Genomic DNA, 25245 nt, shown 5'->3' with positions numbered 1-25245 from the left:
CATTACGCCAATATACTTGCACCAGGTTGTAGTCTCCTGAACAAATTTGCGACTAACTGCAACCAAAAATGATCCACTTTAGAGAACTCCAAAGAACGATTGCTCCTGTCATGCTGAGCAAAGCGCCAGCGTAGTGAAGCATCCCTATTCATCGCAAACCTGGAGATTCTTCGCTTCACTGCGTTCTGCTCAGAATGACAATGGATCATTTATTTCTTGGATCTCTCTTAGAGCGTTAGTTTGGACGCTCTACCGTCACAATAAAATTATTTCCTTGACTGGTAACTTTGGTAACTTTCCATTTCGGGTCGATGTGATTACGAATACTGGCAGCATTCTTAACCTTTGCTGCAACGTATTTCTTCATTGCAGATGAATTGAGTTCTTCGGTAGCTATGTTTTCAATGCTTTTGGTCAACTCTTTTTTGATCTTTCCTTCGATCCAACCGCAGATGCCTTTAAATGCCTTACACAGCTTATTCGCAATCTTCACATCAGTTTTGAAGTCCACCTCCGCATTGGCATAGGCAATGGAGCCGTTATAAGCGACAGGTGTGAGCGACAATGCAAAGATCGAATTATTCAAATGAATGTCACGCTCCATTTTGAGCGAGCATTCACCCCATTTGCCCAACAATCTACGGACACACTTTGCTTTGACCTCTTCGCCCTGACTTTCAAAATAGGCATTCAAATTGATGCGGCTACCGTTGACTGTGGCTTGAATAGACTTAGTGCTAAAGTCACTAAGATAGTATTTGAGTTGCCGAATCTTGTTGATTTCGAATTTGTACTCAGGAATTGGAAACGGTTTCTTAGAACCAGTTGGCAACAAGATATAGCTGGCATCTTGATGCCAACTGGTTCCTTTTTTAGATCCATAGTTATGGATACGAATTTGGGTTGACCCCAATGCCGCATTAAATGCTGTAGCAACCGCAGCCTTAGGAACAGGTACATTTACCGTTTTTGCCTCTGCTGGTAAACTAAGCATCGGGATGCTACCAAGCATGACGGCTGCACTAGCGGCTGCAATTATAGTCTTGCGGGTCATTTGACTATCTCCTTTAGGTGAATGCGAATGGGTTAGAATTTCGTTGTTCATGGGAGGATTCTTTTGAGTGAGAAGCGACGTAACTCTACAGAATGCGTACTGTTGAGTCGGTAAGATTGGGTTAATTACAAGTTGAGAAGTTGGTTGAACAAAAACCGCTTCCTGATTTTGTTTGTGACTATGACTCATGGGGAAAAACCGAGTTTTATGCAAAATCGGAAATCCTTTAGAAAATTAAATCCCCAACGCCTTTAAGGAAGTGGGGGAAAAGGAGTTGGAGATTCGGATATTTGTTTAGCTGTAGCCATTTCTATCAGAACAAGGAGCTTAAGCCCCTTTATGCAAATCCATCGATTTGACAGTGCCAATAAGTTTTATGAAAGGGTAGGGGGTTATTTGCGGCAACGGGAAGTGAACCATAATTTACTGCTGCGGATATGTCACACCTTGCTTCACAGTCCAGACCGCTACCCAAGCTCACCCTACCTGGCTGCCATAGAGTCAGGTGGCAAAACGGTGGCTGTAGCCCTGAGAACACCGCCCTTCCCCCTGCTGCTGTCCCACATGGAGGATTTGGAGGTATGTAAACTGCTTGCCGAAGACCTTCTATCCTGCCAGCATGACCTGTCTGGAGTGAATGGTCCCTCTCCGGAGTCAGAGTCCTTTGCCCAGGTCTGGCAGGGCTTGACTGGGCAGACCTACGCCCTCCAGATGGGGTTACGCCTGCATCAACTGAATACTGTGGAGTTGATCGCCCCTACCCCAGGGTTTCTACGCCTGTTAACAGAAGCTGATCGTAACCTCTTGCTTCAGTGGCACCATGACTTTGCCGTCGAAGTAGGGGAACCCTTTGGGCTAAATCCAGGGGAAGGCGATCGCTGGTTAGCGAACCAGTTAAAGCATGGGACTGCCTTTATCTGGCAAGATAGGAGTCCTGTGTCACTGGCTTGTATGGCGTTCAAAACCGGACGCATTGCCTGCATTAACATGGTCTATACCCCATCAGCCTTTCGCAATCAGGGTTACGCGAGTTCCTGTGTGGCAGCCTTAAGTCAGCTTTTGTTAGCTCAAGGAGCAGAAGCTTGCTGCCTGTTTACGGATCTGGAAAATCTGACTTCAAACAAAATTTACCGGGCGATCGGCTATAAACCAATTGAGGACTGGAACCAATTCACCTTTAAACATTGATTCGGGCGCAAATCGTCAATTCTTTCCCTGCTTAAACCAGTGGAATTAATAAATTTCATGTCAACACCCGTGAAGTTTGTGTAGTGCAAGACACACAGGCTTTAGGATGATTCCAGACGTCTTCAATCCGTTCTTTGACTGTACTAATGGGGTTCCAAAAAAGGTTATGACTCAACTCGAGTTGACCCAATGTTTAAATTTAGCGAGAGCGCTTAATCTAATATCATCCAGTCGCAGCATTAATGGAGTCCTGTACGTCTATGGCGCAACTGGGTACCCCAAGCGATGGGATAGCTTTATTGCCGAATATCCCCTGGAGCGTTTACAAGCGATGGCAACCAGAATGCAAATTCGCTTAGAGTCTGCAAACTAACGCAAAAGATACGTTAAATCACATAGCTTTCCAGATGCGTTGGGTAAATCCTCAACGCATCTACTTTTAAGTTGCCTAAAACTGGCGTAAGAAGCGCAGGTCGCTGGTGTACAGGCGGCGAATGTCATCAATCTGATGCAAAACGGCTGCCAGACGTTCAACCCCCATACCTCCTGCAAAGCCGGTATAAACCTCTGGGTCATAGCCCACAGCCTTCAGTACGTTGGGGTCAACCATACCGCAGCCCATGATTTCTAACCATCGCCCCTTCCACTGCAAGTCAACCTCGGCGGAAGGTTCTGTGAATGGAAAGAAACTGGGACGCATCCGAATCGGCACTTCCCCAAACATCTGCTCTAAAAAGACTTTAATCGTTCCTTTAAGGTCAGTAAAGGTCAGCCCTTCATCGATCGCCAGAAACTCAATCTGGTGGAAGACTGCTGTATGACTGGCATCAACAGTATCGCGACGGTAGCAACGCCCCGGCATAATGATTCTAACGGGTGGGTCGTTGGCTTCCATATAGCGAATTTGCACGGAAGAAGTGTGGGTCCGCAAAATGTTGCCATCAGGCAGGTAGAGCGTATCCTGCATATCCCGCGCTGGGTGATCAGGCAGAAAGTTTAATGCCTCAAAGTTGTAGTAGTCCGTTTCCATTTCTGGACCTTCAGCAATGGTGTAGCCCAGCCCGACAAAGACATCGATCACCCGGTCTGACATTGCATTTAAAGGATGAACACGCCCCTGAGGACGGTAAACACCAGGCATCGTGACATCTAAGGTTTCTGCTTCTAGCTTTGCCTGGATTTTGGCAGCCTGTAATGCCGTGCGACGCCGCTCCAGATCACCCTGAATGGCTTCCTTGATTTCGTTTGCTAGCGAACCAATGCGGGGGCGATCGCTGGCATCCAGTTTCCCCATTCCTCCTAACACTTGTGGGATCGGTCCTTTTTTACCGAGGTATTTCACGCGTAGTTGCTCCAGTTGCTCCAGCGTTTCTGTTGCAGCTAGTGCCTGCTGTGCTTCCTGGCGAATGGCTTCGAGTTGAGCTTCAAGCTCTTGAGGCTGGACGGTCATAAAAGGATGGGGAAGAAGGTGAATAGAGAAAGGTGAGTTTGACCTTGGACAAACAAAGCATCATCACCCTACCAGTTTAAAAGTTTATCCGAAAAATGCTTGGGTCTGATTTCTAGGCTTTCATCCACCCTCCATGTCCAGGTGGTGCTGAATAGCAGTATGAATTGGAACAAAGTTTCAATTCATACAACTTCTAATTCATACCCAGAATGAGCAACGCCCAACTGGATGGTTATTTCCCAATCCCCTGCTTCCCTCAAACCCCATCCTCAACTGACCGTAACGCCTTGCTCAAGCCACTTTTCTATGCCTTCAGAGGGTTTAAACCAAAAAATTCAACGTCTATGGTTAACAGCAGAGTTGAGTAACCTGCACTGTACTGAAACCCCCCTGTGTTTTTCCATAGTGAAGTTCCTTGTCGTACTAAAGAGCCTGTCTGAAAACTAAAATTGCTGGTGCTTCAATCTAAGTAGTACGGGCATTGCCCACCCTCAATTAGGGGTTTCGGAAAGGCAATAAAGTAGGAGAGTGACTGGTTCAACCTGGAAATCTCACTGAAAATCCAACCGAGGGATTCTGCGGCGAATTTATCGTAACGCGGTAATGCTCTAAGAATTCGGCAAGTCTATTTCCTATCTAAAAGCAAGATTAACCGCGACAGGATCATGAATATGAGCAATGTGGATTTAATTAGTCGTCGAGCTAGATCAGCCTGTGAACGGCTGTCTGATCTCTACCAGCTTGCCAATTCAGCACCTGCGCCATCACCAGAGCTGTTACCAACGGCTCTTAAGGAATTGGGTATCGTGTCTGAAGCCCTACAAATTGCCGTTGTAGAATTGGAGCGGCAAGATAGTCGCTTTGCAATTCTCCAAAACGACTTGGAGACAGAGCGTCAGCGTTATCAAGATTTCTTTGAGTTCATTCCCAACCCCTGTGTCATCACAAACTCAAATTTCATTATTCAAGAGGTAAACTCTGCAGGCGCGTCGCTACTTAATTGGCAGCCCCAACAATTACTCGGAAAACCTTTAGCGAACTTCGTATTTCCAGAAGATTTACCAATATTTGAAGCAAAGTTTTCTCCCTCTGCTCAACAGAACCACCTTGAGGTATCCATTCGTCTCCATCGGCGTCCTGCCCATTTTTTCCATGCTGCTTTAACTGCAAATGTGGTTCGTAAGCCGGATGGACAGGTTCAATATTTGCAGTGGTTGTTGAATGACATTACAGAACGCAAACGGGCAGAAGCCGCACTAGATAATCCTGATTATGACCCCTGTCAGGATCGTCCACTGTTCCACTTCAATAAAGGGGAGACGATTCCATTTGAGCGCCAAGCCATCTGGTTGGTGGCAGAAGGGGTGGTGAAACTAACGACTTTGTCTGAGCGGGGGGAAGAAACGCTGGTAGGCTTAGTGGGTGATGCAATGGTCTTTGGTTCCCATCTCACCGCCTTACAAACCTATCAAGCAACCGCTGTTTCAGATGTAAAGCTAGCGTTGATCACCCTTTCTGAAGTGTTTCAGTCTCCCCAATTAGCTCAAACTCTTTTGTCGTCTCTAACGCAAAGGCTTCAGCAAACAGAAAGCCTCTTAGCGATTTATGGTCAGATTAGAGTTGAAGAACGTTTGAACAGCTTACTCATGTTGCTAAAACAGGCAATTGGTCAGCCAATGGAACAGGGAATTCGTTTACGCGCTCGTTTAACTCACCAGGATTTTGCCAGTGCTTGTTGCACAACCAGGGTCACAGTTACCCGGTTGTTGGGTAAATTGCAGGAGCAAGGCAAGATTGTCCAGGATGCTCATAATCATCTGGTCTTAAAGGACTAGTGGCTGGACATCTCCTAAGTTCTTTTGGGGAAGTTGCCTTAGGAGATTTCTCAAAAAGATTTTACCCTTCGACTTGGCTCAGAGCGCAAGCTGTCTGAGCGAAGCCGTTGGCGTAGCCTGCCCGTAGGGCATAGACAGCGGGTAATTTTTTTGCTAGAAAACGCCTTAAACCGGGGCTTCCGCTTCAATTGGTTGGTCAGAGGGAACTAAAGTCCTATCAGGCGAGGGTTCTGTAAAAACTCCTGCTTCCGGCATGTCCTCCACTACTGAAAATTCTGCTACTGGTTCAGGTGCTTTCTCCATCTGAGGATCTGCTTCTGCCCCATCTGAAGCAGAAGCAGGTTGAATTGCCGTGACTGGAGCCGCTTCAGTCAGAGGGCTTTCCCGAACATAACTCGGTTGCAATTCTCGATGTGGCGAATTTTCCTGGAGTAAAGCTGAGGGTGCCAGCCCTTCGGTGGCGGATTCCTTTTGCCTGTCTTTCTTTTCCTTGTAAATTTCTGCCAGTGCCTCGCGCATTTCCTGGAGCCAACCTGCATTTTCTGTTTGCAAAACGACTTCAGCGCTGCTGACCAGGGTTTCCACACTTTCCCGTTGCCTCCTGGTTTCTGGGGAAAGTGCGTGCCACCAAATTCGGATATCGTAAAGGTCAGCCGCCGAGAGATTGCAGGAAATGATAGTTGCCTCGATTCGCCTGAATTCAAGAAAACTGGCCAAAGCAACGGCAAGGGCATTGCTGACTGCCAGCCAAACATCCAGCCTGACGGCTGCCAGCAATGCACCAACGCCACCCAGCAAAATGATCAATGCCTGAAATCGACGCAGGTTTTTACCCAGACGGGCTACCTTTTTCTGGTAATAGCTGAACTGGTTCTCAATTCTCCAATTCAAATATTGTTCGGCTGTCATATCGTCAAAGCCGTTGTCACCCTCCGGTGTCGCTGAGCGAGGTGGTAAATCTCCTTTATAGGCTTGCAGATCTGTCTGGTTAACAGACGTTTCCATCAAGCGCCTGCTGATGACTTTCAGTTTTTTTGCCAGTCTGACATCGCGTGTCTCTGTGGAGTTAGTGCCTGCTGGGTTGTATTCATCGACTTGCATCCGATAGCGGTAGATTTCTTTCTTAATCGCTTCGGCGCTGCTTCTCAGCATGACCCAACTAATGCCCATTTTGAACTTTTCAGAGAAGGCAACCATTACCGTAACAATGATTGGAACCGCAACCACCAAGACGTGGAAGCCATCCAAAAACTGCTGTTTGCTCAACCAACCCCCCAGCCAGGTGGGAAATACAATGGTGTCGGATTGAAGATACTGCTCCAGGGTGGAATAGAGGATTGCCAGCGTGGTGGCAGCAACTCCCAAAATTAGGATCCATTTACGCTGTTGTACAAAGCGTCTTTGGGCGATAACGGCATTTTTGTCATAGGTGGCAAATCGTAACCAGGCATCTGCGAGGATCTGATTGCGTGGGGTTTGGTTGGCAGACGTAAGTTCATCGGTAAACATTACCAGGCTCCCTGTTCAGCAACGGTCTATAAAAGCCATGGGCTTTCAAAGCCTATCCGAAAAGCCTGAGCCATCAAGACCCAATGCTCAATTCAGAAAATTTTCAGATAGGCTTTTATTGAGATTACTCTGTTGATAGAGATTATGGTTCAGGTGCAAAGATTTCTTCAATCATTTGAGTCAGGGTGATCGATCCAGTTTCTAAGTCGATCGCCCTGACTAAGCCAGAGGCAACAATGGCTTTAGCTCGCTCATCGGTGATCTCTCCTTGCAAGGCTGTTGCCAAAATATCTGCCGTGCGTCCGCTGCCAGCAACCACAATTAGCGATCGCTCAGACTGCACACTTTGGGACGCATCAGTCCAGGAAACTTCACCCCCATTGATCAGGATGGTCACTGAGTCCTCAGCATCGGTCAGGGTACTGGCAAGCTCGGCAATCCAGCTTGATTCCTCGCCCCAGCAAGAACCGGGAATCAGCACGAAATGACTGTGGTTCGGTTCCAGGGCGGCGGCATCGGCGGAGGGAGCATTTTGTTCAGGCAGGATAGCTAACCCTACGGGAATGACCCCTACTAGCGGAAAATTCCCGCCTACTTCCAGACGTGCCTGCCCCATGAGCCGCATGACCCCGGCATCAGTGCCACCATCGATCACCGTTGCCTGCCATTTTTGTGCCACGGGAGCTAAAACCTCGGTGAATAGACGGCGGACGCGATTAAAGTCTTCCTGACTCAGTTTGCTAGCACCACCAATCACCACCAAGACTGGCTGCTGGCGATCAAGTCCCATCTCTTGCATTAACATTTGTAAGTCAACGGATGGGTCAACATGAATAACAGTTGCGATCGCACCGCTGGGAAAGGTAATGGTGAAGGGTTTTTCCATGAAAAGTATCTTACTGGCGGGATAGCGGGGCAGCAACAGAAACTTTACTGGCGGCAATAATTTTTCGCAGAGCTGGAATCAGGTAGTGGGTCAAGGTAAAGGCGTCCACCCCCACAGGAGTTCTTTCCTCTGCCGCCTGAATGCCTGCCAGAGAATGCCACCAGGCTGCCGCCCCAACAATCTCAAGCAAAGAAGCGTCTGATGTTGCCTGTGCCAGTAATCCACCCAGTAGTCCCGTCAGCACATCGCCACTGCCGCCCCGTGCCAGAGCGGGGGTGCTTTGAGGGTTAATCCGTGTCGCACCATTCGGAGCCGCGATCGCAATACGTGCCCCTTTCAATAACACAATTGCCCCAGTTTGGGAGGCAGCGGCTTGAGTTGCTGTGACTCGACAGGAGATCTCAACCCCCAGTTCTGGGAAAAGCCGCTTGAATTCACCGAGATGGGGCGTTAGAACCGTAGCTGCCTGTCGCCGTTGCAAGATGGGAACCGTTCCCTGCTTTGCCAGAAGGTTAAGACCATCCGCATCCACGACCAGGGGGCGATCGCTGGCCAAAACCTGCTCCATTGCCGCTGTGGCTTCCATCGTCAGACCGGGACCACAGGCAATCGCCTGGTATGCACCCAGATCAATCCCATCGGGCAACTGGGCGATCGCCCCAGCCTCCGTTTCTGGACAATCCAGCACCAGAGCTTCCGGGATCTGAGCTGTCATGATTGGCTTCAGTGATGCTGGGACGGCAATAGACAGCATCCCCACCCCACTGGCGCGGGCACCCAAGCCGGTCAGTAGCGCTCCTCCGGCATATCGACGGGAGCCACAGACCAGGAGCAAATGCCCCATTTTATACTTATGAGTTGCCGGGGGGCGGTGCAGTGGTAGATGGGCGATCGCCGACTCGGTGGTAATTTGCTGCAAGGTAGGGAGGTTTCCCAACACCGTCCAAATCTCTGTCAGCGGCAGGTCAAAATCCACTAACTCCGCCTTACCCACATATTCCAACGCCTGGTCTTGCAGCAATCCCAATTTCCATAGCCCCAGGCAAAGGGTATGGGTCGCCCGAATGGCAGTCCCCAGCACTGCCCCAGTATCCGTGTGCAGCCCAGAGGGAACATCGATACTAACAACTGGTTGAGACCATTGATTGACCTGGTTAACCCTATCAGCAATGGCATCAGTGAGCGATCGCTCCAGCCCAAACCCAAAGATCCCATCAACGAACCAGTCACAGGACTGCAATTCCTCCACAATTTCAACAAAAGGAATGCCCAAACTGGCACAGAACTGACGATGGTTCCCAGTCAACTCCTTTAGCTTCGGAAAGGGACAGTGAGCCAGCACGTCATACCCACTCAAGTGCAGTTCCCGGGCGACAACCAGCGCATCTCCTCCATTGTGCCCTGGTCCAACCAACACGCCTACCCGCGGATTAGTAGTACAGGGATAAATGCTTTTCATGCGCTGAAAAGCCAGACCTGCCACTTTCTCCATTAATGCAGCGACAGGCATTCCTGCGGCAAACACCCGTTCCTCGATCTGCCGCATTTGATCAGCAGTAACAACAAACTGCTGAATAAGTTGACTGCGCTGGTCAGTAACGCTCACACTATTAATAGTGATTGATGATGATGAAAACGCAATAGGCGAAAGTCCAATATTGAGCCTTCGCCCATGCGTATGTTCTGTAGGAAACCTGAAAAGTTGTTCGTTCTTCTTTGATACCCTAAGGGACTCGCAAATTAATAAAGTCCCAACGTCATTCCCGCGCAGGCGGGAATCCATCGTGGAGCAGCTTGTCTAGCAGGTACTTTATTTGGAGGCACATCCCTAACCACTAAAAACCAACAACCAAAAACTGTTTAAACCGACATCTGGCACTGTTACTGGCTATAAAGCACTCGCGAATCCATTCCACCCCGTCGGAGATATTGGTCAACCTCTTTGGCTTCTTTGTAGTCACTAAAAGGACCAATTTCCAGATGCCAGCCACGGGGAGCATCTTTCATTTGCACCGACTCCTGACGAATGCCGAGACGCATTGCCTGTTGTATCAGGTTGGGTAATTCTGCATGGGGACCGGGAACAACCACCTTGTAATGACTGGCTTGGCTGGCAGTGGGGGGGGAAGGCACATTGTTGTAGCCAATCTCTGCCGTAATCCCCTGAACCCGCAGCGTCTCCACTTGTTGTTGGGCACTCGCTTCATCACTATAGGTACCCACTTGAATCACCGATCGCCCCTGGTATTGTTGGACAAAAGCCCCCGAATCTACCGTTTGCACCTGCTGTATCAGGTAAGGGCTGTCTCCATTGACATAAACCACATAACGGGCAGCATTGCCCTGGGAATCAATCGGAGCCTGGAAAATGGCTTCCCTCTGGTAAGAAGGAGAGATGGACGGGGTTTGAGACCCAGGGACTGGCGGCGGCGGTGGAATTATCATGGTCGGCTGACCTGGAAACTCCTGGGTCTGTCCGGTGGTTGCCGTCAGAATCAGACTGGCGATCGCCAACCCACCTGCCAATCCTATTTGAATGCCGCTTATTTTACTTTTTCGCTGAAACGAGAAGCTAGAAAGTAACCCTGAAGCTGGATTACCCTGATTCTGCCGATGAACCGTCATGATGAAAACCCCTCCCGTTTTCACTTGCTGAAAGCCATGTTACACGCGGAATCCATTGTGGTTCATCAATTTTTTGGCAAAGGGGTAGGAAGTAAGGGGCAGAGGGGATAGGGAAAATTAAGAGTTGAGAGTTGAGAATTAAGAGTTGAGAATTATAGGATTTTAAAGGCATCCTCTTGGGTCCAAAAAAAACGGTGCGAATATACATCGCACCACTTTTACTCAATCAGAACTTAGAAGTCTCTAAGAGCCGTCTTTTATTGTTTGACATCGAAGATTTAGACTGAGGGCTACCCAGACTTATCGGTAATGGTGATTACTGCTTTCCCCAATCACCGATTACCGATTAGCCATACTTAGCTTTCCAGAGAATAAGGCGCTCCCCGATACATCAGACGGGCGATCGGGTGGAAAATAGAGCGTCGTTCTTTCTGCTGGGGTTCGACTGCGTAAACAGCACCCCTGTAGCTCAACCGATAGGGAGAATGGATTTCATTCGCCACAGTTTGAGCTTCGGTCTGAGCTTGAGTGTTGTCAGGAGTATAGTTGTAGGTCACTCCACGGTAGATAAGTTTCATAATTTTCGCCTCTTTGGAAAATACGGGATAGTGCAGATCTCGTCTAGAGAATCTGGAGGCGCGTTCCTTCGGGATATTTCCCTACTTCCGTCTTTTCTGCTTTTCTTGCGAAAAGATGAACGATTTCTTTTCTTTCTGTATTCTATTTTACAGAATATATAAAAAGTCTACAAGTTATCAAAAGTTTAAAATTTGTCCGCCCAAGCTATAGCTGGAGTTATACCTCTGGGTTATGAACTCTATCCCCCAAAGATCAAATCCACCCTTCTCTGGGAAGCTTGCAGTGCCTCTTGGGGAGAGTCTCGTTGTAGCAGGGTCGCCTCAATCGCCCGTCCCAAGTTTTCAGAGATGCGGTTGTACCCAGGGAAAATAGGGCGCGATCGCCCATATTTTGCCTGTTCCAGGAAGACCTCCACAGCGGGCTGCTTTGCTTTAAACGCGAGATAGTCTGAATTTTGTCTCGCTTTCAGATTCACGGGGAGATAGCCAGTGCCAATTGCCCACTGGGTCTGAAAGTACTCACTCAACACATATTCGGCAAAGATGAGGGCAGCTTGCTCCCGTTCAGGGGTCGTTTTCATGACGAACAGGTTTTCACCGCCGATCACGGTTGCCTGTTTTGTGCCTTTGGGGATGGGCAGAACATTGAAATCAACGCCTGTAGTTTGCAGTTGCCCCAGGGTCCACGGACCGGAAAGCTGCATTGCCACTTTCCCCGACAGGAAGCTATCCAATTCATAGCCGCGCTCTGGTTCAGACAGAATAGCGGAACCGTCCTTGATCAGGTCTTGCCAGAGGTTGAGAGCAGCGATCGCGCCGGAATTGGTCAACTCAATTTTAGATTTAGAATTTTGGATTTGGGATTGGGAGGCTCCCGTGTCTGCCATCGCTACCAACTCACCACCGCCGCTCCACATAAACGGTAGCCAGGTGAATACGGTCCATTCACCTTTCCCCAGGGGCAGCACCATCCCGTGTTGATCCACTTTGCCATCGCCATTGGTGTCGCGGGTCAGTTGGTGGGCAACCTGGCGAAATTCTGTCCAGGTTTCTGGTAATTTGGTGATGCCTCCTGCTTGAAACAGACTAGGACGGTAGTAAATGCCCACATTGTTGGTGCCAAAGGGGACTGACCACAGGTGCCCTTCTAGCTGCATACTGTCCAGCAGTGCCGGGTCAACCTGTTCTCGAATGGAGGAACGGTTCCACCAATCATCCAGGGTCCGAAGGATATCCAATTCCACCAGTTGCCCGGTCAGCATGGGCGCAAACCACAGCATATCGGGAACGGCGTTGCCTACCGCTGCTGCCAGTATTTTAGGCAACTGCTGGTCTGCCTGCCCGACGTATAGGGACTCCACCTGAATAGTGGGATGCTGCTGGTTAAACTGATCGACCAATTTTTGCAGGACATCCCGGTTAGGGGGTGGATTGACCCCTTGCCAAAGCGTCAGGTGAATGATGCCATCAGCGCTGAATTGTGAAGAGCGGCATCCCGGCAGAACAATCAAGCTGAGGCTCAGGAGAAAGAGAAGCAGCGATCGCATCCCTATCTTTACAGCGAGGTTTAAGTCTGTAAGTCTCACTTCAAGCCACCGTCTGACGAATTCGGGTGGAGGGGGTTATGGGAGGTAGGATATGCAACGATACGCTTGATAGGTGCGATGCAGGCTCTATTCATTAACCAAGCCTCTGTTCTTGTAGCAAAACCCTTGCCCAGGTTGCCTCGGGTTCTAACAAACAATAACAGGGCGAACCGGAGGTAGAACAAGGGTTGTGATTGATGTAATTGACCTGATGGTGAGGAACTGACTGTACTACGGCAATTCAAACACAAAAAGCGCCCTCGAAAGAGAGCGCTTTTTGAACTTATAAGGCTAACTTAACCGTTGATTGCAGGAGCTTGTAGCGCAACAGGGGTTGCTTCGCCACTAGCCAGGTCAAGGGGGAAGTTGTGAGCATTACGCTCGTGCATCACTTCCATACCCAGGTTAGAGCGGTTCAGTACATCAGCCCAGGTGTTAACTACCCGACCCTGAGAGTCCAGAATAGACTGGTTGAAGTTAAACCCGTTCAGGTTGAACGCCATCGTGCTGATACCTAGAGCAGTAAACCAGATGCAGACTACGGGCCAAGCACCCAGGAAGAAGTGCAGTGCACGACTGTTGTTGAAGGAAGCGTATTGGAAAATCAGACGACCAAAGTAGCCATGGGCAGCCACGATGTTGTAGGTTTCTTCTTCCTGTCCGAACCGATAGCCATAGTTCTGAGACTCGTTCTCGGTGGTTTCACGCACCAGAGAGGAAGTCACCAAAGAACCGTGCATTGCGGAGAACAAGCTACCACCAAACACACCGGCAACACCCAACATGTGGAAGGGGTGCATCAATATGTTGTGCTCAGCCTGGAACACAAACATAAAGTTGAAGGTTCCAGAAATGCCTAGAGGCATGCCATCAGAGAAAGAACCTTGACCGATGGGGTAGATCAGGAACACTGCGGTTGCAGCAGACACGGGAGCGCTGTAAGCAACACAAATCCAGGGACGCATACCAAGGCGGTAGCTGAGTTCCCACTGACGACCCATCCAGCAGAAGATACCAATCAGGAAGTGGAGCACAATCAACTGGTAAGGACCACCGTTGTACAGCCACTCATCCAGAGAAGCCGCTTCCCAGATGGGGTACAGGTGCAGACCGATCGCGTTAGAAGAAGGAACGACCGCACCGGAAATGATGTTGTTGCCATACATCAGAGAGCCAGAGACAGGCTCACGGATACCATCGATGTCCACAGGGGGAGCAGCGATGAAGCCGATGATGAAGCAGATGGTAGCGGTCAGCAGGGTGGGAACCATGATGACACCGAACCAACCCACATAAACGCGGTTGTCAGTGCTGGTAACCCACTCGCAAAACCGATCCCATGTATTGCCGCTTTCGCGTCTTTGAATGGTTGTAGTCATAGTTTTGATGAGTGCGTAGAACTACGGGAAAATCCGTAGCCAAAAATGATGTATCAGGTAAATACTTACCTTGCCTCATATTATTTACATTCGTTTGTGTTTTTCCAGTAATTTCCGTAAATATTTGTCAAGCACTCATTGATAAATATTTACTTTTTAGTTCACTAGAGATAGGAGCCTGAATGCCTATAAACCCTTTCTAATATGGGAATTAGAAATTCTTTAAACAAAATAAAGCTCACAATACCTATACTTTTGTAAAGCATTCAAAAAGAGTCTTTACAACTAAATCTTCTGAACTCCTCTCGATTGAAGGCTTTAGGGTTTCAGGATAGATTGACCGCTTGTGGCTGTATAAAAGAATTAAATTATACATATCTACATGTTGTGAAACATTTCTTAATTGAATAGGTTGAGATACATTGCTTCTTCGTTACATTATTTTTAGAGATCGAATAGAGGAGTTCCGGTTGTAGCAGGGACAGGTGGTAGGAATTAGGTGCTAAGGGAGAAAGGACGGTGGGACAAGGTTTTGCGCTTGTTTATTTGGCGTAAACCCGGATGGCTAACGCTATAAAAGTTGAGAGTTAAGAAATCCAAAACCCAAATTGGATCAGTTGGCAGTAGGAGTTGAGACTTCCAGCGTTTCACCGGGGGCTGGGACGAGTAGCTGAGTGGATAGACCAGAAGCAGAAAGGCGATCGCGAAACTCCTCCAGGCTGCCGACCGACTTGACCAGCATCGGCAGAATGCCACTGGCACGGATGTCACCCCTCGTCGTCGGTAGAAAGTAACGGGGATTCACGGTCCTAATTAATTGCAAAGCCTGTTCTGGTCCCATGATGACCTGCCCCAGGAACGGGAACATTTGCCCAATGACGGGGGCGATCGCCACATCAACCTGCCCAACTCTCTCTGCTAATTCCTGTATAGGAGCCTGGTGTGGCTCGTAATAAAGCGTTTCATTGGTGGTCAAATCTTGCAGCAAGTAGCCACTTTCAACCTGTCCAGGCTGAATTTCGGCTCCCAACGTACTAGTGATTTTTAAGCTTTCACTAAATTTAAATTCCTGCCAGCGGGAAAGTTCCGTTACCGTCTGATAGCCTAATGACCTGACCACCTTTGCTGCTGTGGGTGAAGCAACCACTGGAATTGAGCGGTCTAACCTTTCCAGGGTTGGCTTGTGGCAATGATCGTCTACTCCCTGGGAGAGCAGGATCAGGTCAACCGTTGGCAGCGTATCAGGCGTCACTGTCAGAGGAATATTGTGATATGCCTTGAATAACCAGGGCAATCCATAAAACTCAAGCGGGTCAACCAACCACGGATCAACCAGGATAGTTTTTCCACCTAAACAAAAAATCCAGCTATTCAGATCGATCCAGGTCAGTTTCATTGAGAGTGTAATTTTTCTTAAGCGTTTAGCTTTATTTTACAAGGGAAAGCTATAGAGCACGGGGGGGAGGTTTCACGTTTCAGGTGCCTAATTCTTAACTTTCAACTCTCAACCTTCAACTTTCAACTTTCAACTTTCAATTTTTCACTGATCCCCATCTCCCACCTCCAGTTATGACCAATCTAACTGTCCCTGTTGCCATGACGATCGCGGGTTCCGATAGTGGTGGCGGGGCTGGTATTCAGGCAGACCTGCGAACGTTTGCCTTCCACCAGGTACACGGCACCAGTGCCCTTACCTGTATCACAGCGCAAAACACGCTGGGAGTTATGCGGGTGGATGCTCTGCCGCCGGAGGCGGTTGCTGCCCAGATGGAAGCGGTGGTTCAGGACATTGGGGTACAGGCAGCGAAAACGGGAATGTTGCTCAACCAGGGCATTATCGCAATGGTGGCAGAACAAGTGCAGGCTCTAGAGTTGAAAAATTTGGTGGTCGATCCAGTGATGGTGTCGCGCACCGGAGCACAGTTGATCGACGACAGAGCGATCGCTACCCTGCGTTCAGCCCTGCTGCCCCTGGCGACAATCCTTACCCCCAACCGCTACGAAGCGCAAATTCTGTCAGGGCTTGAAATCTGCACCCTGGAAGATATGCAAGTTGCCGCACAACAAATTCACCAACTGGGAGCCAGGGCAATACTGGTCAAAGGTGGCGGGATGCCAGGAGAACTGCATGGAGTTGATGTTTGGTTTGATGGGCAGCGGCTGGAAACCCTGATAACTGAAACCATTGAGACAGTGAACACCCATGGAACAGGATGTACGCTGTCAGCCGCGATCGCCGCAAACCTGGCTCTAGGACACGATTCTTTTTCTGCCACGCACCTGGCTAAAAACTACGTTACAACCGCCCTCAAATATTCACTAAACATTGGGCAGGGGCAGGGACCCGTTGGGCATTTTTTCCCCCTACTCACTGGCTCACCGGCTGATTCTGCCCCACGGATTGAGTAATTGCCTGAATCAACCCTTCCAGGGTGTACTCTTTTGCCTCAGCGTCTACCCGCCCTAGAAGAGTTGCACAGGTCTTGCTTGTTTGGGGACCAATCGAAGCAATACAAACCTGATCCAACCAGACTTGCCAGTCATCCCCCTGTGCCTGCTGAAGCATCTGGCAAAAATGTCTGACGGTCTTGGAGCTAGCAAAAGTCACGATGTCAACTCGGCGGTTTTGGAGGGCTTCCAGGGCTGCTGGGGCGATCGCCGCCGGACACCGGGACTGATATGCCGCCACTTCAACCACTCTCGCTCCCCGGCTGACAAAATCCTTCACCAGTACATCCCGCCCTCCGCTTTCGACCCTCGGAAATAAAACTTTAGCGCCCTCCAAAGAACCAGGAAAATGAATCGCCAGCGAGTCAGCCACATATTCTGGCGGCACAAAATCTGGCTTAATCCCTCGTTTCCCTAGCCATTGAGCTGTCTTTTCGCCAATCACCGCAATCTTCAGACCCGCTAATGCTCCAATATCCTGCACCTGAGATGCCAAACGATTGAAGAAATAATCCACGCTATTGGCAGAAGTCAGCACCAACCAGTCAAAGTCCGACAGGTTAGAGATCGCTTGATCCAACTCCTCCCAACTGGAAGGCGGCATAATTTCCAGGGCAGGCATTTCAATCACCGTCGCTCCTTCCTGCTGGAGGCGATCACTGAATTGACCCGCCTGCCCGGTTGAGCGTGTCACCAGCACTGTCTTGCCGACAAGAGGTGAGGATTTGGTAGGGGAAGGAGTCAGGGGAGGAGGAGTTTGCACGGTTAATAGCAACGTTAAATGGGTAGATGGGAAGGGATGAGGCAAAGCTGGAGGGAACTACAAATAAGCCCGCAGCCTGACCACTTCCCCAATCACAATGACACAGGGAGAGAGAGACAAATTGGCTGTACGTATCACAATATCAGCCAGAGTGCCTTCCCAGATTTGCTGTTGCGGGTGTCCTGCCCAGCGGATAATCGCAATCGGAGTTTGGGGCGATCGCTTCTGCATTTGAAGCTGAGCCACAATTTCACTCAACCGCTGTCCCCCCATGAGAATCACCAGTGCGTCAAGGCGGGACAGCGCCTCCCAATCCAGCGCCTCCGTCTCATGGGCACTCACAACCGCAAAACCCCGACTTAAAACGGGGTCTGTTAGAGGAATGTTTGCCAGCAAAGGCGCTGCCAGAGCAGACGATAGTCCGGGAACCACCTCGTATTTACAATTTGCTCCCTTTAATGCCTGAATTTCAGCATGAGAGCGCCCAAAGATGAACGGGTCTCCGCTTTTCAAGCGCACAACCCGCTTTCCCTGATAACACTGGTGTATTAGCAGATCATTAATATCTGCTTGACGCATACTCGGTTTGCCGCCCCGCTTGCCAACGTCTAGTTTGACGCAAAATTCTGGCACAAGTTCCAGCAATTCACTGTCAACTAAAGCGTCGTAGATCAGCACTTCAGCCTGCAAGAGAAGCTGATGAGCGCGCACCGTCAGATAGTTCAGGTTTCCGGGACCCGAACCCACCAGGTATACTTTGCCAGTCTGTTCCGTCATCAAAGGAAATGAATTATCAGGATGGGGATAAATAGTCGCATGAATTAGCACAAAGGCTTCGGCGTAAGCGCTCGTTCACTCTATACAACTTCCAACTCATGCCTGAAATCAGTAATATAGCGATTCTCAGACGAGTGCGGTACAAACTAATGCCAAAAAACCTGACTGAATCAGCCGTTTGACCGTACACACAAATGGGAATTGCTATAAACCTCATCCAAGTTGAGAACTGGAGATTTTTCTCAGAAAAACTACGGGTTTCTAAGCTTGGTGAGGTTTACCAAAATAGGGAATAGAGTAGGGTGTAGGAATAAGGGATTATTGTAGCGGCTTATGGAAGTTGGATTGATTGGCACTGGACTGATGGGGCTGCCAATGGCGCAGCGATTGCTGGAAGCGGGGCTACTGTCGATCGCCTATAACCGTACCCCAGAAAAACTGACACCCTTGAAGCAAGCTGGTGTAGAAATTGCCAGCGATCCCGCTGATCTCATACATCGCTCAAGCTGCATTGTATTAATGCTGACCAATGCTCAAGCAATTCACGAAACAGTGTTGTCAGAAAATTCCCGGAAAGCACTGGCAGGCAAAACAGTGATTCAAATGGGGACGATCGCTCCCAGTGAAAGCCGATCTATTCAGAAAGCAGTCTTGACAGCCGGAGGAGACTACCTGGAATCCCCCGTCTTAGGCAGCATCCCAGAGGCAAAAGCAGGCAAGCTAATTGTCATGGTCGGCAGCACAACCGAGCAGTTTGAACAGTGGCAGGTTATCTTCAAATGCTTTAGTCCAGAGCCGTTATACGTTGGTCCAGTGGGTGCCGCTGCCGCTACCAAACTGGCACTGAACCAACTGATTGCATCCCTGACGGCTGCCTTTGCCACTAGCCTGAGTTTTGTGATGAAACAAGGGATGAATGTCGAGTTGTTTATGCAAATCCTGCGTGAAAGCGCTCTTTATGCCCCTACCTTCGACAAAAAATTCCAACGCATGGTAGATCACAACTTTGCCAATCCCAATTTTCCCACCAAGCATTTGCTCAAAGATACGAATCTGTTTCTCACAGAAGCAGAAACCCTTGGGCTAAACCCCAGCCTGGTAGTGGGAGTCAGCCGTATTCTACAAAAAGCCGTAGAAATGGGACTGGCAAATGAAGATTACTCAGCACTATTTGCCGCGATCGCGGAGGAGAAAAGCAGTTGACCAGGAAGAATGAAGAGAGAAGAGGGAAGCATCTTCCGCTCTCAACTGCAAACGTTTAATGTGCTTTCCCTCCTTTTAATCCCTGCTACTGGACACTCCATCTAGATCGGTAGCCGATTAATACACGTATTTGATCCAATCACCACAATCGCTGATCCCTTTTCCAAGCGCTTGCTAGGAGATGGATTAATTTCAAACTTGCCATCCTGGCTCACAGCTAAAACGTTTAAACCATAATTGCTGCGAAGCCGTAGCTCAGCAATGGTCCTGTCCGCAAAGTGCTCAGGGATAATCACCTCAACGATGCTGTGTTCAGGGTCTAGCTCAAACCGATCAAGAATGCCGGGTTTGGTCAGCGATCGCGCCAGAGCACAGCCCGTCTCATGCTCTGGAAACACCACATGATCTGCTCCAACCTTTAGTAGTAACTTCATGTGAATTTCTGAAGAGGCTTTGGCGACCACATGGCGCACCCCCCCTTCTTTAACATTTAGAGTCGTGATAATGCTTTCCTGAACGTAGTTACCAATCGCCACGATTACCGTATCCTGCTCAAAAATTCCAGCCTCCCGAAGGGCGGTTGGTTGGGTGGAGTCGAGCTGGCGAGCATGGGCGGCAATCCGATCAGATAAAATCTGAGCGACCTTTGCTTCATCAGAATCCACACAGAGTACGTCATATCCCTGCCGGTGTAGTGTGGCAGCTACGGCTCGCCCAAAGCGTCCTAATCCAATAACAGCAAACTGCCGGTTCTTTAAGTCAGCCCGGAGGTTATGAAAGAAGTTCAAAGACGATAAACTAACCAATGGTTATCGGCACCAGGCTTCCTGTTGGCAACAAGAGAGTGCCGCCTCCTATCGAAACGTCAAGTCTTGGAAAGATAGACAAAAAGGTCTGTTACAGACTTTAACACCTTCGTTTAGCAGAAGTAATCAGGGAGCGAAATCTTTGGTTGGTTCATATTTTTGACTAGACTGCTGAGGGTTGACCGTTCGTTTCTGCTGCCAATGCCTCTAGCTGGTCTTGCTGATCCTGAGAAATACAGCTTTCAACTAAATTTTCTATATCTCCTTCTAGGGCAGGAGAAAGACTGAAGTTTTGTCCCAGGCGATGATCGGTAATTCGATTGTCTTTATAATTGTAGGTCCGAATTTTTTCAGAACGCGATCCGGTGCCTACCTGCATTCGACGTGCAGACGTAACGGCTTGCTGCTGTTCCTGGAGCTTCATTTCGTAGAGTTTTGCCCGCAAAATCTGCATCGCCCGTTCGCGGTTTTGGAGCTGCGATCGCTCCTCCATACACTTGATCCGAATCCCCGTCGGCTTATGCAAAAGGTCTACTGCCGTTTCAACCTTGTTGACGTTCTGACCACCGGCACCGCCTGATCGAATCGTTGAAATTTCAACTTCATTCGCATCGATATGAACTTCCACATCGTCAATTTCAGGCATTACCGCCACCGTTGCCGTTGAGGTGTGAACCCGTCCCTGTGCTTCCGTCGCAGGAACCCTCTGAACCCGGTGAACGCCTGCCTCAAACTTAAGTTTGCTGTAAACGCGATCGCCCTGAATCTCTAGAATTGCTTCCTTAAAACCGCCCATATCGGCTGTAGACTCGCTCAGTAGCTTCACCCGCCACCCTTGAGTCTCGGCATATTTGGAATACATTCGCACCAGGTCGCCTGCCCAAATACTTGCCTCGTCACCACCTGCGCCCGCCCGAATCTCCAACATGATGTTCTTGTCATCATTCGGATCACTCGGCAACAGCAAAATTTTCAGGTTAATTTCTAACTGTTCCAGCTTTGCTTCAAGCTCATGCACCTCCAGTGCTGCCATCTCCTGCAATTCCGGATCAGTCGCCGATTCCTTCCAAATCTGCTTTGCTCCAACTAGTTCCTCTTGAGTCGTTTTCCAAACCTCGTAGGTGTTTACCACGTTCTCCAAAGAAGAACGCGCCTTAGCCACCCGCTGGAGTTCAGACGGATCCTGAGAGACATCGGGATCGGCCAATCGTCGGGTCAATTCGTTGAAAGTTTGCTCAACGGAACGTAGCTTATCTAGCAAATATGCTTCAGCCATAGGACAGGAGGTGACTCAGAAGATGGGGATTTAGCCAGGAAATCAAACGCCTCAGACTTTGAGATCTCAGACTATCTAGCAGTAATCCAAAACCTGAAACCTGGAATTCCTACCCTAACGCTTTTTCTTCGTCTGAGTAGTTGTTTCCTCGCCACCTTCAATCATGCCGTACTTCCGCAGGAAGCGCTCTACGCGACCTTCAGTGTCAATAATTTTCTGAGTACCTGTATAAAAAGGGTGATTACCCGACCAAACATCAACGTGCAATTCTGGCTTAGTAGACCCGATGGTCATCACTACTTCGCCATTACAGTAAACCTTCGCTTCGGGGTACCACTGGGGGTGAATATTAGGTTTAGCCATCTCTACCGCTCACTTAACAATTGAACTGACTCTTAGATCTATTTTAGAGTTCAAATCTTTAGACTCCCCAAGGGGATCTAAAAACAAAAACGAGAAGGTATTTTTGAAGAAGAAAATACCGACACTAAACAATAGGGTTGGCCCTAAGCTGACTTACCCTACCAAGGAGAGACAGCCTTTGAATCGAGTGCCCTACCGCTTTGAGTACTGAGGAGCCTTCCGCGCCTTCCGCAACCCATACTTCTTACGTTCCTTAGCACGAGGGTCACGGGTGAGATAACCTTCCGTTTTTAACGGTTTGCGGTTGTCTGGATCCAACTGGCAAAGCGCCCGAGCAACTCCCAATCTGACGGCATCCGCTTGCCCTGTAAGTCCACCCCCATGAGCATTCACCAGAACATCGTACTCACTCTCATGTCCCAATGTTTCTAAAGGAGCCTTGGCTGTCGCTAGATAACCTGCATTGAACTGGAAGTAGTGTTCCCCAGGTTTGCCGTTTACGATTAGCTGCCCAGTACCGGGAACTAGCCGCACACGCGCGATCGCAGACTTGCGTCGTCCAGTTCCAAAATACATGACTCGATCCTGGTCTGTTGCTTGCATTAATCCTGTCCTCCTGGAATTGTTTTAATTTCTAAAGGTTCGGGTTTCTGAGCCTGATGGGGATGCTCAGGTCCGGCGTAGACTTTCAGCTTGGTAAAAAGCTGCCGCCCCAGGGTATTCTTGGGCAGCATTCCCTTGATCGCATGTTCAATAATACGTTCAGGAACACGCGCCTGAAGTTTGGCAAAGGTTTCTGTCTTCATGCCACCGGGACGACCGGAGTGCCGACGATACAGCTTTTGGGTTCGCTTTTTGCCTGTAACATCAATCTTTTCGGCATTGACGACAATGACAAAATCTCCTGTGTCCATGAAAGGGGTATAGGTTGGCTTGTTCTTGCCTCGCAGCACCATTGCAATTTCACTAGCAAGACGACCAAGACGCTGATCGGTGGCATCAACCACATACCACTTACGCTCGATCGTATCTTGGGGAGGAAGGTAGGTTTTATTCATGACGGTCTCGATAGTCTTCAGATGGGTTTGAGAGGGTAAAAATCAATTTCTTAAATGTCTTTCCAGAAACTAGGTTGCAGCCGATAGCTGGGGCAGAATTGGCAGGGAAAAAGCAGGCTGGGTATCAAACCAAATGTCAGGGGAGAAGGGAAATTCAGGATAGCCAACTCGCAGTAAGCACAGACCCTGGGCAGGTGCCGCGTACTTTACCTGGTCTCGGTGCTGAGCCTTCCAGATGTCTGTAAAACTAAGGGGCGATCGCACCCCTCGCCCGACCTGAACCAGTAGCCCCACTAACAATCGCATCATGCCATAAAGAAAACCACTCGCTTGAATTTCAATATAAACAAACGCGCCCTGGCGTTGACATTCGGCTACCTGGACATCAACCCAGGAATGGGGACGTTTAGAGCCAGCACGGTGAAAAGCAGCCAGATGATGTCGTCCCAGCAAGGGAGTCAGCGCTTCCTGGATCAACCCCTCATTCAGTGGCTCGTAATAGTAGTGCCAGCTAAATGGACGAACAAACAAATTAGGGCGGGGATCGGTATAGAGCGTGTAGCGATAGCGCCGCCAGGTTGCCGAAAAGCGAGCATGCCAGGTGGAACCCACCACCGCCGATGCCCGAATCAAAACATCTTCAGGTAATCGGGAATTCAGAATATCTGCCCAGCGATGGGCGGGAATTCTGACTGGAGCATCAAAATGGACAACCTGAGCGGCTGCATGAACTCCAGTATCCGTTCGACCAGCGGCATGAATCCGCACTGGATAACCCAGAACTGATTCAATCGTGGTTTCAATCTCCTCCTGAACCGTCCGCTGATTTGGCTGCCGTTGCCACCCATGAAAGTGAGTGCCCAGGTACTGAATTACCAGGGCAACTCGTTGGATTGGCAGTGGCGTTTCTGAAATCATGAATCAGATGAGTTCAATGATTGCCATCTCAGAGTTATCACCCCGACGAGGCACAGTTCGCAGGATACGGGTGTAGCCCCCTTCGCGATCGCCATAACGGTTCTCAGCTTGCTCAAACAGGGCATGAACTAGCTGCTTATCATATAAATATCCCATCGCCTGCCGACGGGCAGCCAGGGAACCATCCTTCGCCAGGGTAATCATCCGTTCCGCTTCAGAACGAACTGCCTTGGCACGAGGTTTGGTTGTTGTAATCCGACCATGACGAATTAACTCGGTCGTCAGCGATCGCAGAAGAGCGCGGCGCTGGTCAGCAGGCTTACTAAGTTGAGGAACACGACAACGATGACGCATAAGACTGGACTCAATGTACTGGACTCAATGTACTGGACTCAATGTACTGGACTCAATGGAATGATTAGCTCTCACTGTCCGCCAATTCCATTTAGCATTCAGTGGGCAAAGGGGACTAGGACAAAGCCTACCCATTAGGTTTCGGCGATTTTTCTTGGGGCAGAGTAATACCTAATCGCTGTTGCAGAGCCTCAACGACTTCCTCCGCTGACTTTTGACCAAAGTTTTTAATCTCCAGAAGATCTTCCTGACTATAGTCAAGCAAATCAGCGACAGAGTTAATTTGGGCACGTTTCAGACAGTTATAAGCCCGCACCGAAAGCTGCAACTCCTCAATTGGGATCTGGTTAGTTGGATCCTCAATGTCATCAATATCGTCTGGGGTAGCACTGTCCGGGATCTCTTTCAGGGGATTAAACAGATCGACCAAGATATTTGCCGCATGGCTCAATGCTTCTTGAGGGGTCAGACTGCCATTGGTCCAAACCTCCATAATCAAACGATCTTTCTCAGTTGCTCCGCCGACCCTGGCATCCTCTACTGAGTAGTTGACCTTGCGTACAGGCATAAAAACAGAGTCGATCTGGAGAAAATCAAGGGAAGTGGTTTCATCCCGATTCTTATCGACTGCTCGATAACCCTTACCCCGCTCAACTCTAAATTCCATTTCCAGAGTTGCTCCTGCGGAGAGGGTTGCAACGTACTGGTTTGAGTCAACCAGCTCAATCTCAGAGGGTAAGTCAAACTGCCCTGTGGTCACTGTTGCAGGTCCCTGAACCAGAAGCCGACCAATCTGCGGCTGCGAAGAATAGCTCTTGACAACCACTTTCTTCATATTCAAAAGAATATCCAGCACATCTTCCCGGACACCGGGGATTGTCGCAAACTCATGATTAACCCCAGCAATCCGTACTGCCGTAACGGCTGCTCCCTCCAGGTTTGACAACATGACGCGCCGTAAGGCATTGCCCAATGTTGTTCCCTGACCACGATCCAGCGGCTCGATCACAAATCGGCTACTTTGACTCTGATCTCTCTCAGTTTTGGTTTCTACACACTCGACCTGAAATTGTGCCATGAAGCAACCTCCCCTCTACTGGATGAAAGGCAAAAGCCTTATCAACTCCGACCTCAAACAACTCCCCGTTTTACTCTGAACCTGAACGACCTGTAGCTGACACTTCCAACC

General features: G+C 49.3%; 25 protein-coding genes and 1 riboswitch. Of the genes, 5 read left to right on the top strand and 20 right to left on the bottom strand.

Annotated features, from left to right (window positions below; translation table 11 throughout):
• Positions 1-235 precede the first annotated feature (235 nt).
• Positions 236-1105 carry a hypothetical protein gene (locus tag AC1S52_RS07700; protein WP_482028438.1) on the bottom strand — a complete coding sequence of 290 codons (870 nt, stop codon included), beginning with the start codon at positions 1103-1105 and terminating at the stop codon, positions 236-238.
• 288 nt (positions 1106-1393) lie between these two features.
• Here AC1S52_RS07700 and AC1S52_RS07695 point away from each other — a divergent pair, with 288 nt between their 5' ends.
• Both AC1S52_RS07695 and AC1S52_RS07690 read left to right on the top strand, forming a co-directional pair.
• Complete coding sequence (locus tag AC1S52_RS07695) at positions 1394-2242, top strand: GNAT family N-acetyltransferase (protein ID WP_482028437.1); 849 nt, start codon at positions 1394-1396, stop codon at positions 2240-2242.
• Positions 2243-2408: 166 nt separating this feature from the next.
• Complete coding sequence (locus AC1S52_RS07690; RefSeq protein ID WP_482028436.1) at positions 2409-2615, top strand: hypothetical protein; 207 nt, start codon at positions 2409-2411, stop codon at positions 2613-2615.
• A 75-nt stretch (positions 2616-2690) separates the two neighbouring features.
• On the opposite strand, the gene pheS is transcribed toward AC1S52_RS07690, so the two are convergent.
• Positions 2691-3692 (bottom strand): phenylalanine--tRNA ligase subunit alpha, encoded by a 1002-nt coding sequence (pheS, locus tag AC1S52_RS07685; protein WP_482028435.1) that lies wholly within the window; start codon positions 3690-3692, stop codon positions 2691-2693.
• A gap of 665 nt (positions 3693-4357) precedes the next feature.
• Here pheS and AC1S52_RS07680 point away from each other — a divergent pair.
• Entirely contained in the window at positions 4358-5527 is a 1170-nt protein-coding gene (locus AC1S52_RS07680) for a PAS domain-containing protein (RefSeq protein WP_482028434.1), read from the top strand.
• 165 nt (positions 5528-5692) lie between these two features.
• Here the strand turns inward: AC1S52_RS07680 and AC1S52_RS07675 are convergent, their stop codons facing one another.
• From AC1S52_RS07675 to AC1S52_RS07640, 8 genes are all read right to left on the bottom strand, one after another.
• Positions 5693-7036: a DUF4231 domain-containing protein gene (locus AC1S52_RS07675; RefSeq protein WP_482028433.1), complete on the bottom strand. Its 1344-nt coding sequence runs from the start codon at positions 7034-7036 to the stop codon at positions 5693-5695.
• A 142-nt stretch (positions 7037-7178) separates the two neighbouring features.
• On the bottom strand, positions 7179-7922 hold the full coding sequence (locus tag AC1S52_RS07670; RefSeq protein ID WP_482028432.1) for a hypothetical protein: 744 nt from the start codon (positions 7920-7922) through the stop codon (positions 7179-7181).
• Between the two features lie 10 nt (positions 7923-7932).
• Positions 7933-9528: an NAD(P)H-hydrate dehydratase gene (locus AC1S52_RS07665; protein ID WP_482028431.1), complete on the bottom strand. Its 1596-nt coding sequence runs from the start codon at positions 9526-9528 to the stop codon at positions 7933-7935.
• A 275-nt stretch (positions 9529-9803) separates the two neighbouring features.
• On the bottom strand, positions 9804-10547 hold the full coding sequence (locus AC1S52_RS07660) for a hypothetical protein (protein ID WP_482028430.1): 744 nt from the start codon (positions 10545-10547) through the stop codon (positions 9804-9806).
• Between the two features lie 356 nt (positions 10548-10903).
• Complete coding sequence (locus tag AC1S52_RS07655; protein WP_482028429.1) at positions 10904-11125, bottom strand: DUF4278 domain-containing protein; 222 nt, start codon at positions 11123-11125, stop codon at positions 10904-10906.
• A 57-nt stretch (positions 11126-11182) separates the two neighbouring features.
• Positions 11183-11249, bottom strand: a riboswitch (Glutamine riboswitch).
• A 115-nt stretch (positions 11250-11364) separates the two neighbouring features.
• On the bottom strand, positions 11365-12711 hold the full coding sequence (locus tag AC1S52_RS07650; protein WP_482028428.1) for an ABC transporter substrate-binding protein: 1347 nt from the start codon (positions 12709-12711) through the stop codon (positions 11365-11367).
• A 296-nt stretch (positions 12712-13007) separates the two neighbouring features.
• A complete protein-coding gene (gene psbA / locus AC1S52_RS07645) occupies positions 13008-14090 on the bottom strand; it encodes a photosystem II q(b) protein (RefSeq protein WP_482028427.1) in 1083 nt (360 codons plus the stop codon).
• A 613-nt stretch (positions 14091-14703) separates the two neighbouring features.
• The gene (locus AC1S52_RS07640; RefSeq protein WP_482028426.1) at positions 14704-15486 is read right to left on the bottom strand and encodes an MBL fold metallo-hydrolase; all 783 of its coding nucleotides are present in this window, start codon (positions 15484-15486) and stop codon (positions 14704-14706) included.
• A gap of 173 nt (positions 15487-15659) precedes the next feature.
• Between AC1S52_RS07640 and thiD the strand changes: the two genes are divergently transcribed.
• Complete coding sequence (gene thiD, locus AC1S52_RS07635; protein ID WP_482028425.1) at positions 15660-16499, top strand: bifunctional hydroxymethylpyrimidine kinase/phosphomethylpyrimidine kinase; 840 nt, start codon at positions 15660-15662, stop codon at positions 16497-16499.
• Here the strand turns inward: thiD and AC1S52_RS07630 are convergent.
• Both AC1S52_RS07630 and cobA read right to left on the bottom strand, forming a co-directional pair.
• Complete coding sequence (locus AC1S52_RS07630; RefSeq protein WP_482028424.1) at positions 16459-17346, bottom strand: uroporphyrinogen-III synthase; 888 nt, start codon at positions 17344-17346, stop codon at positions 16459-16461. The two genes, thiD and AC1S52_RS07630, sit on opposite strands and share 41 nt — an antisense overlap.
• A 12-nt stretch (positions 17347-17358) precedes the next feature.
• A complete protein-coding gene (gene cobA / locus AC1S52_RS07625) occupies positions 17359-18078 on the bottom strand; it encodes a uroporphyrinogen-III C-methyltransferase (RefSeq protein WP_482028423.1) in 720 nt (239 codons plus the stop codon).
• Positions 18079-18411: 333 nt separating this feature from the next.
• Between cobA and AC1S52_RS07620 the strand changes: the two genes are divergently transcribed.
• Positions 18412-19281 (top strand): NAD(P)-dependent oxidoreductase, encoded by an 870-nt coding sequence (locus tag AC1S52_RS07620; protein ID WP_482028422.1) that lies wholly within the window; start codon positions 18412-18414, stop codon positions 19279-19281.
• Positions 19282-19382: 101 nt separating this feature from the next.
• Here the strand turns inward: AC1S52_RS07620 and AC1S52_RS07615 are convergent, their stop codons facing one another.
• The 8 genes from AC1S52_RS07615 to AC1S52_RS07580 all read right to left on the bottom strand — a co-directional run bounded on the left by AC1S52_RS07615 (position 19383) and on the right by AC1S52_RS07580 (position 25134).
• Positions 19383-20069, bottom strand: coding sequence for a potassium channel family protein (locus AC1S52_RS07615; RefSeq protein ID WP_482028421.1), 687 nt, complete (start codon positions 20067-20069; stop codon positions 19383-19385).
• A 181-nt stretch (positions 20070-20250) separates the two neighbouring features.
• Complete coding sequence (prfA, locus tag AC1S52_RS07610) at positions 20251-21363, bottom strand: peptide chain release factor 1 (RefSeq protein WP_482028420.1); 1113 nt, start codon at positions 21361-21363, stop codon at positions 20251-20253.
• A 114-nt stretch (positions 21364-21477) separates the two neighbouring features.
• The gene (gene rpmE / locus AC1S52_RS07605) at positions 21478-21726 is read right to left on the bottom strand and encodes a 50S ribosomal protein L31 (RefSeq protein ID WP_482028419.1); all 249 of its coding nucleotides are present in this window, start codon (positions 21724-21726) and stop codon (positions 21478-21480) included.
• A gap of 192 nt (positions 21727-21918) precedes the next feature.
• Entirely contained in the window at positions 21919-22329 is a 411-nt protein-coding gene (gene rpsI / locus AC1S52_RS07600) for a 30S ribosomal protein S9 (protein WP_482028418.1), read from the bottom strand.
• Complete coding sequence (gene rplM / locus AC1S52_RS07595; RefSeq protein WP_482028417.1) at positions 22329-22784, bottom strand: 50S ribosomal protein L13; 456 nt, start codon at positions 22782-22784, stop codon at positions 22329-22331. Before rplM ends, rpsI begins: the two co-directional genes overlap by 1 nt.
• A 69-nt stretch (positions 22785-22853) precedes the next feature.
• Positions 22854-23702, bottom strand: a complete 849-nt coding sequence (truA, locus tag AC1S52_RS07590; RefSeq protein WP_482028416.1) for a tRNA pseudouridine(38-40) synthase TruA — start codon at positions 23700-23702, stop codon at positions 22854-22856.
• Positions 23703-23705: 3 nt separating this feature from the next.
• Positions 23706-24056: a 50S ribosomal protein L17 gene (gene rplQ / locus AC1S52_RS07585; protein WP_482028415.1), complete on the bottom strand. Its 351-nt coding sequence runs from the start codon at positions 24054-24056 to the stop codon at positions 23706-23708.
• A 127-nt stretch (positions 24057-24183) separates the two neighbouring features.
• Positions 24184-25134 carry a DNA-directed RNA polymerase subunit alpha gene (locus tag AC1S52_RS07580; RefSeq protein ID WP_482028414.1) on the bottom strand — a complete coding sequence of 317 codons (951 nt, stop codon included), beginning with the start codon at positions 25132-25134 and terminating at the stop codon, positions 24184-24186.
• Positions 25135-25245: the final 111 nt, after the last annotated feature.

The sequence above is a fragment of the Kovacikia sp. CALU 1929 genome (assembly GCF_056784235.1).
Note: the sequence above shows the minus strand (reverse complement) of the source record. Positions and strands in the feature narration are given on the sequence as shown.